The sequence below is a fragment of the Paenibacillus sp. BAC0078 genome (assembly GCF_054483875.1).
Genome location: NZ_JBTLRW010000023.1, coordinates 1 through 12,275 on the forward strand (window position 1 = coordinate 1; position 12,275 = coordinate 12,275).

Consider the following 12,275-nt stretch of genomic DNA (forward strand, 5'->3'; position numbering starts at 1 on the left):
CAGAAGGAGACCCGTGCTCTTTATTTGTGTATGAAAAACGTTAACTTTCGCTACTTCGACCGCCGTTTGGATTTCAACATGATTTTTGCGGCTTAAAATGGACTTTACCAACAGTCTGAAAAACTCCACTTATTTTCTTCTAAAATCACCGAATGTGGGGAAATGGAGAGAATTTACTTTACTTTTTCCATCTAATCACTAAAAAATCGGTGAAATTCGCAAATTAGGTTTCCTTTTTCCACTTCATTCAATTTCGCAGTTCATTTCGTAAGCGATTGCCCTGAAGGCGCTGGGCATTTTATAGTACTTGGAAGCGCTGCATGATATAATCATTCCGATTGCTCCACTAAATATGAAAAAGAAACCGTGAACCGGAGGATGTATATGCTTACTTTTGAACAGAAATTGGCGATTCTCGATTCTTACCCCCAGCTTGAACGGAAAAATGTATCGCTCGGACGGGTAAACTACCACTTTGAACAAAGCCGTCACGAGAAGAAAACCGTTGCTTTCCATCTGCATCCGAGCGGCAATGGTTTTGTATATGCAGGGCTACTGCGGGGCTATGAGACGGATGACAAGGGGATGGTGAACATCCGGGACTACGGGGAAGCTGAGCTGCGGAGCCTTCTGGACGCTTCCATCACCTCCCTGTCCATGTTTATCCCGGAGCCTCCAACTCCGAGCAAACGCAAGAAAAAAAAGGCGGCCGGAAAGGATACGCTGTGGACCAATGAAGAGGGGCATAGCTTAAGCCTGAAGCTGGAGGATGACCTGTGGTACCTCTATGCCGGACTTCATCTGGAGATGGCCTTCGAAACGCTTGAAGAAGCCCATGAGTATTTGGCGGAGGAGGGTTTTGCTCCCTCGCAGGACATTACCTGATTGCATAGCACCCGTTATTGCCGGAGCGGGCCACATCCCTATGAGTCGGCAGATAAGCTATCCGGCGCTCATCCTTCAGGGAAAGAAGCGTGAACCTGCATGAGTTTTGAAATCGTAGAGGCTACCATTTCCGAGATTCAGTCAGCAATGGAAACCGGCACAATGACGTCAAGACAATTAGTCCTCATGTATCTGGAACGCATCGCTGAGCATGACAAAAACGGGCTGACGATTAACTCCGTCCTGGAGATTAACCCGGATGCCCTGTTCATTGCCGAATCTCTCGATGTGGAGCACTCCCGGCAGGGTGCACGCGGGCCGCTGCACGGCATACCGGTCTTGCTGAAGGACAATATCAACACCGGGGATAAAATGCACACCAGTGCGGGATCACTGGCCTTGGCGAATTCTTTTGCCGGGGAGGATGCCTTCCTTGTCACCAAGCTGCGCGAAGCCGGGGCGGTCATTATGGGAAAAGCCAACATGACGGAATTCGCGAATTTCATGACGAACGGCATGCCGTCCGGCTACAGCTCGCGCGGGGGACAGGTGCTTAACCCCTACAACATCTCAACACCTACGGGCGGCTCCAGCGCCGGCTCCGCAGTAGCCGTAGCCTGCAGCTTCTGCACCGTGTCTGTCGGCACGGAAACCTCCGGCTCGATTCTCAATCCCGGCAACCTTGGCTCGGTTATCGGCATCAAGCCAACAGTCGGCATGATCAGCCGCTCCGGCATTCTGCCGCTCTCGAACACACAGGATACGGCCGGCCCTATGGCGCGGACTGTCCGCGATGCGGTGCTGCTGCTGAACGCGATGCTGGGCATGGATTATAGCGATGCCGCTATGGGGACAGGCGCAGGCAGGGTGCACAAGGACTACACTGTCTTCCTTGACCCGAACGGATTGCAGGGCGCACGGATCGGCATTCCCCGGGATTATTACTTTGAGGAGCTGACTGACGAGCAGCTTGCGCTTTTCAACGCCTCAGTGGAACGGATGCGCGAACTCGGGGCCGTCATTATTGATCCGGCAGACATCCGAACGGCGCGGGACATCAAGTATTCCTCCGTAGTGCTGAATGAATTCAAAACCTCACTGAACGCCTACCTCTCTCGACTTGGCCCGGGAGCGCCAATGCGCACGCTGAAGGATATTATCGACTTCAATCATGCCCATCCGATGGAGACGTTGAAATTCGGGCAGGCCACCCTGCTGGATGCTGAATATAGATCCTCCGGGACCCTCACCGAGCCGCAGTATTTACGCGACCGGGCAACAGATCTCAGGCTTTGCAAGGAGCTTGGCATTGACGCCACGATGAGGGAGCATCAGCTTGACGCGCTGCTATTCCCGGCCGATTTCGGTGCACGAATTACGTCAAGGGCAGGTTATCCGTCCATCGTCGTGCCCTCCGGCTACACCTCCGCCGGGGTTCCCTTCGGCGTAACCTTTGCGGCACAAGCGTACCAGGAGCCGGTACTGATCCGGCTGGCCTACGCCTACGAGCAGAATTACAAGGTTCGCAGAGCGCCTTCACTACAGAGCTTCATTAAGTAAACAAGAGGGCCGTCCTTCAACAAGGAACGGCCCTCTCTTATTCCGCCTTCGCGGATATGCCCATGTGCCGGTTGCCCGCATGCGACAGGCTCCAGGTGCGCAGCTCATAGCTGCGGATGCCCGATAGAATATATGGATCACGTTCAGCAATCTGCTGAGCCTCTTCACGGGATTCCGCACGAATGATCACCATGCCGCCCGGGCAGTCGTCGAAAGGACCGCACATCACAAGCTGGCCGCTGCGCTCCAGCTCCTGCAAATGCTTGACATGCGCCCGGATGATATCCATATCTCTGCGGTCCTGCGCTGTTGGACTCAGCAAAATAACATAACAAATATCCTCTTCTACACTATCGGAATTCATAGGTACAACCTCCTCATTCATAGCCGCGCTGGCTCTCTTCATCTGCAATATTCTGAATTTCCTCGGCATGTATCAGATGGAGGCTGTAATCACCCTCCGCATGCAGCTTCAGCGCCCGCTCCTTGAAGAACTTCGAGCTTCCCTCGGCAGCGTCCTCATCATAGAAGAGGAGAATGCCATCGCTTTTACGGAACAGCAGATCATCTCTGGCCCGGAACTGCCAGCTTCCGTCATACGGAGTATTGCTTACCGCCCCATAGTAATCCGCTCCGGCAACAATCCGCCGGTATTCGTTCTGCTTCTCTTCCTTCCACTTCTCCTCAGGAGCAGCATGCGCTGTAATAATGCCCAGCTTCAGACCGGGATACTGCTGTTTCAGCTCCAGCACGACCTCGCACGCCCATAGGTCCACGCCGTATTGTCCGGGTGTAATAATCCAATCTACCCCCTCCTCTACAAGTGGAATCAGCCTGTTCGTCAGCGCTTTTTTAATATAGGGAATCCCTTGATGCTTGCTGTCAAAAATGCCGAGCTCATGCGCACGGTACCCTGTTACCAATAAGGTTGTCATGTGCTGCCTCTTTCCTGTGCTGCTAATATACTTTGATCGTGATTGCGTAACTTATATATTCTGCATTATATAACATTTCCCTCCGCGATTCCTTCGGACAACCATTCAGCGCGAAAAGAAGTAAATTCGAACAATTTTGGTCTTTTCAAAAATTCTTGTATTCTGTGGTGGCGCCGATGACCACACTTGTGTCGTGCTACGATGTACTGCGCTGGATCGTTTCGTTACTGAGCCTTGTGTTTAGTGTACGGAAGCTCTATCGTTTACTGCGTAGGAAACTTCGGAACAAGAGAAAACCCACCGCGTAATAGGTTGGCGCCTTAACGGTGGGTTTCGCTTGAGCTAGCTATTTTGTTCATGCGCGCCGTGGTGATCCACAGCCTTACTGGTCCTAAAAGAGACTTTGCCGCTCCAACGGTGGAGTCTCTTTTTTAGTATACGGAAACGTTAATCATCTTTATTCCCGCTATTTTAGCACTTGTCCATTGGACACGCAACGAAAAGCATTGATATTGATTTAATGCGAGCTTGCGCCTCAGACCTATACACCTGCAAACAACTTCTAATGTTGAACACACACCAGCCAGTCGAACGCCCGCCAGCCAATTGTATTTCCTGCAATTAAAAAGATGCAAAATCCCATTTTTTTAGTGATAGCTGCATTCTGTACAGTTAAAAATCGCGGAAAGCCGCCTTTTACGGAATAGCTGTAAATATAAGTGTACAGAGTGCAATTAGAGCAGTTGCCACGCAAAAATAGCACTTTTTAGTTGCACCAAATACAGTTAGGGCTTAGGCGCGAAGAAGGACATGAACTCCATCGGGTATCTACCCTCGACGCCATAAAAAGAACAATACCCCAGGCACCGAAGCCCGGAGTATCGCCCTCTCATATCACTGGTTATTGCCTTTTTACCATTTCAAACTGCTCTTATTGCTTATCCGACAAAATCAGAACTCCCCGGCCCGGAACAACGGCAGTGCTGCTGAATTTCTTGCCGGTCAGCAGATCGGTGCGTTCAGTAGAGCCGATATCCGCGCTAAGTTCGCCTTCTTTGTGGTTCAGCAGAAACAGGTAGGATACACCGTCCTTGACGCGTTGTACGGATTCGATGCCTTCCGGTGCGCTTACCAGCGGAGAAATCTCCTGCTCTGCACACAGGTTCGACAGGAAGCCTTGCAGGAACGCCGCATCCGGGCTGGTAGCCACGTAATAGGCTTTACCTTCACCAAAGCTGTTCACCGTCAACGCCGGCATGCCTTTATAGAAATCGGATCCGTACCGCGCCAGCACTTCTGCACCTTCAGCATGAATCAGATCGCACAGCAGATCGCATGGGTACGTGCGGTTCAGCGATCCCCATTCTTTGTTCATTACAATTTCATTGCTCATTCCCGGCAGCAGCGCGTCGATTTCCTCGGCCCAGATGCCAAGCACCTTGCGCAGTTCTCCAGGGTAGCCGCCTACGGTAACCAGATCATTTTCATTTACGATTCCGCTAAAATAAGTGGTAACGAACGTGCCGCCCGCCTTCACGAAGGCTTCAACCTTCTCGGCAAAGCCCGGCTTAATCATGTACAGCACTGGTGCAATGACGATTTTGTATTTGGACAGATCCTCTTCGACACCGATCATATCGGCTTCGATGTTCTGCTGATACAGCGCGTCATAATATTTGTGCACTTCGTTCACGTAATCCAGCGCTACTGAAGGTCCGCTTGAAAGATCAAGCGCCCAGCGGTTTTCCCAATCGTAAATGATCCCGATCTCTGCCTGGCTGCGCGCATCCAGCAGTTCGCCGCCAAGCTGCTCCAGCTCTTTGCCGAGCTCGGCGCATTCCCGGAATACCCGCGTGTGCTCATGTCCCACATGCTCGATCACCGCACCGTGGTACTTCTCGCAAGCACCGATGGAACGGCGGAGCTGGAAGAACAGCACCGTATCCGCACCACGCGCTACCGCCTGATAGCTCCACAGACGCATTACGCCCGGACGCTTCAGCGAGTTGTACGGCTGCCAGTTCTGCTGGCTTGGCGTCTGCTCCATCAGCATGAACGGCTGTCCATTTTTGAGGCCGCGCATCAGATCATGGGTCATTGCCGTATGGCTAACTGGTGTATCCAGCGACGGGTAGTTATCCCAAGAAACCATGTCCATGTGCTTGGCCCACTCGAAATAGTTCAGCTCCGGATAAAAACCCATCAGGTTGGTCGTAATCGGAACATTCGTGCTGTGCTCCTTGATGGCGTTGTATTCGATTTTGTAGCATTCCAGCAGACTGTGGGACATGAACCGGCGAAAATCGAGGGAGATCCCCTGGAAGTTGGTCCGGTTGCCGTTCCACTCCTCACTCAGCTCGCTCGGCAGGACAATTTCCTCCCAGTCATAGAAGGTATGGCCCCAGAAACGGGTATTCCAGGCTTTGTTAAGGGCATCCAGCGAACCGTAACGGTCCTTCAGCCAGACGCGGAAAGCCGCTTCGGATTGCTCGGAGTAATCGTAGCCGCCATATTCATTAGAGATATGCCAGGCCACCAGCCCCGGATGGTCCTTGTAGCGCTCGGCGAGCTTGCCTGCAAGCTTGGCGGCGAACTTACGGTACACCGGACTGTTCGGATTGGAGTTGTGGCGTCCGCCGAATTTGCGTTTTCTTCCCTGCACATCCACCCTGGTAACTTCGGGATAGCGGTGTGCCATCCAGGCCGGATGAGCGCCGGTGCTTGTCGCCAGGCAGACGTAGGTACCATTTTTATATAGGCGGTCCATTAATTCATCAAGTCCTGAGAAATCATATGTGTCTTCAGACGGCTGAATGAGCGCCCATGAAAATACATTAATCGTCGCAACATCAATACCCGCCAGCTTGAACATCCGTTCATCCTCTGCCCATACCGGGGCGTCCCACTGCTCAGGATTGTAATCTCCACCGTACCAAATTTTCGGCAATTTATCGTTGATCACGTATCGCACATCCTTTATAGTATAAGTATATCCTTATTGTAAACGTTTGCCGTATCGCTTTAAATATAATAATACCGCCACACCATATAATAATATGGAACTCAACAGGAGATGAATGTCTTGCTTGTGACAGCTCCCCGCAGGATTGTGTTTGCCCAGGAAGGCGGACACCAGTTGCCGATTACTCTGGACAGTATGGGGTACAATCCCGATCAGGAAAAAGTATCCCGCCCGGACGGCTACCATGCCTACCACTGGCTCCAGACTTCACAGGGCGAAGGCGTGATCCATTGCGAGAACAAACAGCTTACGCTCGCCGAAGGCAGCGGTGTGCTTCTCTTTCCGGGTACTCCCCACCGTTATGAGGCTCTCTCCGCTGAGCCTTGGTGCACGTATTATCTGACCTTTGAAGGAAGCTCTGCCCGGCAGATTCTTGATTCACTCGGCATGAGCGCCAATTCGTTCTACCGCTGGGAGAGTGAAGCTCCGCTGCCTCTGATGCTCAAGGAAATGCTCGACCGCCATGATGCCGCTGAGGACATGTTCAGCCTCGGCGCTTCTACGGATGCTTACCGCTTCCTGATTACCCTGAGCAAGTACGGGCAGCTTCACAACAATACCCCCATTTCCCGCAATGTGGACAAGCTGCAGCCGCTGCTCAAATGGATGGACAGCCACTATGGCGATCCCGATATCGGACTGCATGATCTGGCGTCACAGCTGGATGTGTCCGGGCGTTATCTCAACAGCCTGTTCATGCAGACCTTCGGCCTCTCCCCTTATGCCTACTTCGTCCGCCTGCGTATCCGCAAGAGCAAGGAGCTGCTGGTCAGCCAGCCCGATCTCACGGTAAAAGCCATCTCGCAGCGGGTCGGCTTCCGCGATGTCAGCCACTTCGTGGCCACCTTCCGCAAGCAGTCGGCGATTACGCCGGAGCAGTTTAGGCGGCTGCACTAAAGGGCACGGAGGTGTTAGGGTTTTGAACATTTTGCGTGCTGCAGAGGGGAGGAGGAGAATTTCCGTCACTGCGGGAAATGTTTGGACTTTCGGCCGCTGTTGTTCTCGGATTCCCTGATTTGAACCGCTAGGCGGTTGGAATCCGAGAATAGCATATGCTTCCGATGCGAGCTTTCCTTCGGAAAGCTTTCAGGCGGACGCTACCGCTCCTACAGTTCCAAAATTTCTCTCCGTTCCTCCCCTCTCCTCCTGGGCTTGCACCCAAAACCATTCAAACCCTAAAGCTCCGCGGCTGATTAGAACACAGCGCGGAAAGCAGGTAAAGATGCGCGCGGCTGTTTAGCACAGCGCGCAACATAACAATCTAACCTCGGCTGCTATGGGCAGCGAGTAAATGACCCAGAGTGCAAGCTTGACGCGAATAAGCTCTCCGCAGCGCAAATTAATGCTCAACACTGAAGCCCCTCAGTTGCTTAGATCACATACCTTGGTTTATAGCCAACCGGAATCCCACTGGGAATTTATCAGTATTTACGCACTTATTTCACGAAAAATGGGTTTTATAGTTAAAAAAACCTATATATATTATTCTTTATTCACATATAAAATATTTTAGATAATGCTATAATTAATTTCATAATTTACTTTTTATTGAATTTATGGAGGTGTTATATTTCGATCAAAAAAAATAGGATTTATATTTTAATTGCATCTTTGATTCTAGCATTATTTTATTTGTTAAATGGAGATTTCTTTAATACTAATGATCCTATTAGTCAGTCAAAGATTAACTCAGTTAATTTCGATGCCGAACAGATCATTCCATGGGGCGTTTCTTATCAATCTCAAAATGTTAAAAAAAAAATCCACACCGTAAAAGTGGCTGTATTGGACAGTGGGGTTGATAAACTCCATAAGGACTTAAAAGGAAAAATTATGAAAGAATATAACACAATTAACCACAACCAACCTACTTTGGATGAATTCGGTCATGGAACTGCAATAGCTGGAATAATTGCATCAAACGATAATAATATAGGCATAGTTGGGGTGGCTCCATCGGTGGAATTATACTCAGTTAAAGTTCTTGGCAAGGATGGTAAGGGGGAAATTGATAATTTTATTGAAGGTATTGAGTGGTGTACCAGAAATAAAATAGATATTATCAACATTAGTGTTGGCATAAAAAAAGGAAATGAAAAATTAAAAGAAGTTATAACAGCGGCAATCGATCAAGGAATAATTATAGTTGCAGCTGCAGGAAATAATTATAGAAATGAAGTAGACTATCCGGCTGCTTATGAAGATGTCATTTCAGTTACTGCTATCGACCATTCTGAAAGAGTCTTTAATTTAGCCGCTACAGGGAAAATAGATTTTAGTGCTCCAGGTGTGCAAATATTAACTCTATCACCTAACAACGGATATAGTATATATGAAGGAACTTCTTTTGCCACACCTCATGTAACCGGAATTATTGCAAACATGCTGGCTTCTTCATTTTATCCATCAAATGTTTCAAGGATCAAGATCATTAAAGATAAACTTATAGGTATGTCTAAAGATTTAGGAAACAAAGGGTACGATGAAATATACGGTTATGGTTCATTGTCAAAATAAATATAAGAAAGCGAGATGAAATGTGAAAATGAAAATCCCTTCATTTATTAAGAAAGTTCTAGCTGTAGTTCTCTCCTTTGCTTTACTTTTTGGATTTTCTAAACTGAGCGTATTTGCTGATGAACAAAAACTTGAAACCTTCTCATCAAATTATAAGGTTCTAGAAAACAATGATGAAACACTAAGTATATCTACCAGATATGTACAAAGTTCTAATGTAATATTTAGATTAGCTAAAAATGATGATATAGAAGGAATTATGACTCTTGACAAAACAACACATGATATAACACTTAAAACAAATGAAAAATCAAAAATTTCTGATAAACAGGAACGAATTTATAACGTTGTAATTAATGATCTTACTGGTGAGAATGGTGATCTCATTAATGCAACATTTACTGATGTTGAGACTAATGAAACTTATCAAATCGATCAATCTAAGACAACAGCATCAATACCAGTTTTAATACCCTTAGGTGCTATTATTGGCGAATGGTTACTAGCACAATTAATTGCTGCTGGCACAGCAATAACAATTGGCGGGATAACATATGCAATATGGGACTCAGTTGCAACATCATTAAGAAATAAAAAGGAATATGCACATTATCAAGCAAAAATAATAACAGGACAAGTAGGAATCGGTAATCCAATATCACTAGTTCAAGCTAGTGCAAGATTACAAAGCAGTGACATTTATAATAATAATGTTTGGTCTATCAACGCTGCTAACGCCGCACTTGTTGCTCAAGTAGCAGGTGGAGGTTTATTACCTGAAGGACCTGAGTTAGAAGTTGATCCAAAAATTGGTTTTGTTTATCATACTCATTATCACATTTGGAATAGAACTGGCGGACACTCCTTCTTCTAAATCTATAGATTTCCGACACACAATTCATTCATTTTACTGTAGAAACTGATGCATCTAAAAAGACAACGTTCATTCTATGATTTACGAATGTAGCGTTGTCTTTTTAGATATTAATTTATTAATATGATCCCAACCACTAATTTTTTATAATACATTTGTTCAGGGTGTGTTGAGAAGTATTTCGTTAATTTTATCTATTAACTTGAATAACTCCTTTGTTCGATATGCATATATTACGTCTTCCGCTGATGAATACAGAATAGTATTGATCCCATCAGCACCCATCTCAACCACAATCAAACAGAATTCACCATTTATTTCTCCTTCGGGATACCATCCAACATCAATAATACGTTTACTGTACGGATTAGAAAGTAACAGAAGATTTTCTTTAAGAAATTTTACAGCACTAGTTGCGTTATTCAAATCTTCTAATAATTCATTGATATGAATCGTCCAGCCAGTAGGTACTTTCAAAGGTATCAAATTAGAAATTCCAATCCCCCCCAATTTAAATAGAATAGGATTCAACATCCCAAAATCATTATGAATTTATCCTTATATTATAAGAAATTACTTTTTAATCCGCAACATATCTATACTGAAATAGCACAGCGTTCACTAATCCACTGCCTTAATCTCGTCAAATCCAAGAATTGAGATCTTCTATTTTGACTCGCTTATTCAGTAGTAAAAATGCAAATCACCAATTTTTGTACCTCATTACGTTCAATTCCTTAACTATTAATTTTCTAGATCTTCAATGAAACGATTCGGTTAAACCTCCAGTTTGATAGTCCACAGAAACTCAGCGAAATTGATCCAATTCACATGCTACATGCTGAACGTGCTTTGCCTCTAGGTAATGCTTTCTTTACTCTTATTCAAAAAAAAGCTGTGGGGGTCCCGATAACGACCTGCAGGCCGTACTTATGGAACAGGTCGATCGCCTTGTCCAGCCAGCCGAACTGGAAATCTCCTTCCGAAGGCTCCAGGCCAGTTCTACCATTCGATTTTATCAAAAAAGACACCCCGCCTCACATCAATGATGAGAAGACGGGGCGTCCTTAGCAAATCCACTTTTTCCAAAAACAAGCTTGGTCCTTATTGGACCTCTCTGTATGTCTATATAAGTTGAACTTTAGTTGTTCATATTTGGGCTTAGTCGTTACTTCTTCAGCTTATCCCAAGCGGCCTGCATGTTCTTTTCCCAGCCGGCTTCATCCGATTTACCAGCGATCAGCTGCTGGATCACGCTGGCGAATTCTTGAGTAACGCCATCAGGGAATTTGGAGGATTGCAAACCGTATACTTTGTCTTGTTTTACATAGTTCCATACATCTGTACCCAGCCCACCAATAACATCAGGAGCGACTTCGAGGGTTTTCAGGGCAGGAATGAACTTCCATTTTTTGGTGATATATTCTTTACCCATGTCGGAAGTGACGAGCCAGTTCAGGAAGGTCTTAGCTTCTTCTTTGGATGCGGAATCTTTGTTGACTACCAGGTTGGCAGGGATACCTACAGTCATTTTGTCATTTTTAGCGGCATCATCACTGATCGGCATAGGGAACATACCAATGTTCATGCCAGGCTTAATGTTGTCTACCAACGTTTGTGCCCAGTTGCCTTCCTGCATCATGGCCGTTTCACCATTAGCGAACATAGCCAGGTGAGTGTTGGCGTCCGTAGTCAGAGGGTTTTTCTGGCCGTATTTCACAGTCAATTGAAGCAGGTTGCTCCAGTCCTTGAACACCGGATTGCCTATGATGGAAGCAGTGCCTCCGTTGAGGCCTTTGATGAATTCATCTACATTATCCTGTTGTGCAAAAGCTACGCTGATGCCCTGGTTGCCCAGCAGCCACCATTCCTGATAAGCGTTGCCGAAAGGAATTACATTGATGGCCTGCAGCTTTTTAGCAGCTTCCTCAAGCTCAGTGATTGTTTTTGGAGTTTCAGTAATACCGGCTTTGGCGAACAGGTCTTTGTTGTACACATAACCGATACCCTCAAGGTTCATTGGCATCCCGTAGGTTTTGCCGTCCTTGGTCATTGGCTCTGCGGCCATAGGAATCAGATCCTTAACCCAAGGCTGATCGGACAGGTCTTCCAGCTTGTCTTTCCACAGGTCCATTTCGGCGTATCCGCCATTGGAGAAAATATCAGGCGCATCGCCGGAAGCAAATTTCGTTTTCAGGGCTGCCGCATAGTCTGCGCCGCCGCCAACGGTTTGAATGTCCAGCTTGATGTTCGGATGTTCCTTTTCAAATTCAACCTTCAGCTCATTCAGGCCTTCAACAATTTCGGTTTTGAACTGAAAGATTTTAACTGTTTTCACTGCACCGGAAGTATTGCCAGCGCTTCCATTTGATGCATTAGAAGCAGCTTTATTATTGGAATTCCCGCCACATGCCGCAAGCACGACTGTCATAAGCATTACGGAAGACAGCATCAGTGCAGAACGTTTCTTCATCATTCTTGT

11 protein-coding genes are annotated in these 12,275 nt (G+C 47.0%); 5 read left to right on the forward strand and 6 right to left on the reverse strand.

Annotated features, from left to right (window positions below; all coding sequences use genetic code 11):
* Positions 1-384: 384 nt before the first annotated feature.
* Together ACX1DY_RS27245 and ACX1DY_RS27250 are read left to right on the forward strand one after the other, a co-directional pair.
* On the forward strand, positions 385-885 hold the full coding sequence (locus ACX1DY_RS27245; protein WP_458967309.1) for a hypothetical protein: 501 nt from the start codon (positions 385-387) through the stop codon (positions 883-885).
* A gap of 99 nt (positions 886-984) precedes the next feature.
* A complete protein-coding gene (locus tag ACX1DY_RS27250; protein ID WP_458967310.1) occupies positions 985-2,445 on the forward strand; it encodes an amidase family protein in 1,461 nt (486 codons plus the stop codon).
* Positions 2,446-2,482: 37 nt separating this feature from the next.
* Here the strand turns inward: ACX1DY_RS27250 and ACX1DY_RS27255 are convergent, their stop codons facing one another.
* The 3 genes from ACX1DY_RS27255 to ACX1DY_RS27265 form a co-directional block, all read right to left on the reverse strand.
* Positions 2,483-2,809: a YciI family protein gene (locus ACX1DY_RS27255; protein ID WP_458967311.1), complete on the reverse strand. Its 327-nt coding sequence runs from the start codon at positions 2,807-2,809 to the stop codon at positions 2,483-2,485.
* A gap of 13 nt (positions 2,810-2,822) precedes the next feature.
* Positions 2,823-3,380: an SLOG family protein gene (locus tag ACX1DY_RS27260; RefSeq protein ID WP_458967312.1), complete on the reverse strand. Its 558-nt coding sequence runs from the start codon at positions 3,378-3,380 to the stop codon at positions 2,823-2,825.
* Between the two features lie 931 nt (positions 3,381-4,311).
* On the reverse strand, positions 4,312-6,342 hold the full coding sequence (locus ACX1DY_RS27265; protein ID WP_458967313.1) for a beta-galactosidase: 2,031 nt from the start codon (positions 6,340-6,342) through the stop codon (positions 4,312-4,314).
* A gap of 111 nt (positions 6,343-6,453) precedes the next feature.
* Between ACX1DY_RS27265 and ACX1DY_RS27270 the strand changes: the two genes are divergently transcribed.
* The 3 genes from ACX1DY_RS27270 to ACX1DY_RS27280 all read left to right on the forward strand — a co-directional run bounded on the left by ACX1DY_RS27270 (position 6,454) and on the right by ACX1DY_RS27280 (position 9,793).
* Positions 6,454-7,299 carry an AraC family transcriptional regulator gene (locus ACX1DY_RS27270; RefSeq protein ID WP_458967314.1) on the forward strand — a complete coding sequence of 282 codons (846 nt, stop codon included), beginning with the start codon at positions 6,454-6,456 and terminating at the stop codon, positions 7,297-7,299.
* 735 nt (positions 7,300-8,034) lie between these two features.
* Entirely contained in the window at positions 8,035-8,919 is an 885-nt protein-coding gene (locus tag ACX1DY_RS27275) for a S8 family peptidase (protein WP_458967315.1), read from the forward strand.
* A 22-nt stretch (positions 8,920-8,941) separates the two neighbouring features.
* The gene (locus ACX1DY_RS27280) at positions 8,942-9,793 is read left to right on the forward strand and encodes a hypothetical protein (protein WP_458967316.1); all 852 of its coding nucleotides are present in this window, start codon (positions 8,942-8,944) and stop codon (positions 9,791-9,793) included.
* A gap of 159 nt (positions 9,794-9,952) precedes the next feature.
* Here the strand turns inward: ACX1DY_RS27280 and ACX1DY_RS27285 are convergent, their stop codons facing one another.
* The 3 genes from ACX1DY_RS27285 to ACX1DY_RS27295 all read right to left on the reverse strand — a co-directional run bounded on the left by ACX1DY_RS27285 (position 9,953) and on the right by ACX1DY_RS27295 (position 12,269).
* The gene (locus ACX1DY_RS27285) at positions 9,953-10,327 is read right to left on the reverse strand and encodes a hypothetical protein (RefSeq protein WP_458967317.1); all 375 of its coding nucleotides are present in this window, start codon (positions 10,325-10,327) and stop codon (positions 9,953-9,955) included.
* A 350-nt stretch (positions 10,328-10,677) separates the two neighbouring features.
* Positions 10,678-10,815 carry a beta-galactosidase gene (locus ACX1DY_RS27290; protein ID WP_458967318.1) on the reverse strand — a complete coding sequence of 46 codons (138 nt, stop codon included), beginning with the start codon at positions 10,813-10,815 and terminating at the stop codon, positions 10,678-10,680.
* 146 nt (positions 10,816-10,961) lie between these two features.
* A complete protein-coding gene (locus ACX1DY_RS27295; protein ID WP_458967319.1) occupies positions 10,962-12,269 on the reverse strand; it encodes an ABC transporter substrate-binding protein in 1,308 nt (435 codons plus the stop codon).
* Between the last annotated feature and the right edge of the window lie 6 nt (positions 12,270-12,275).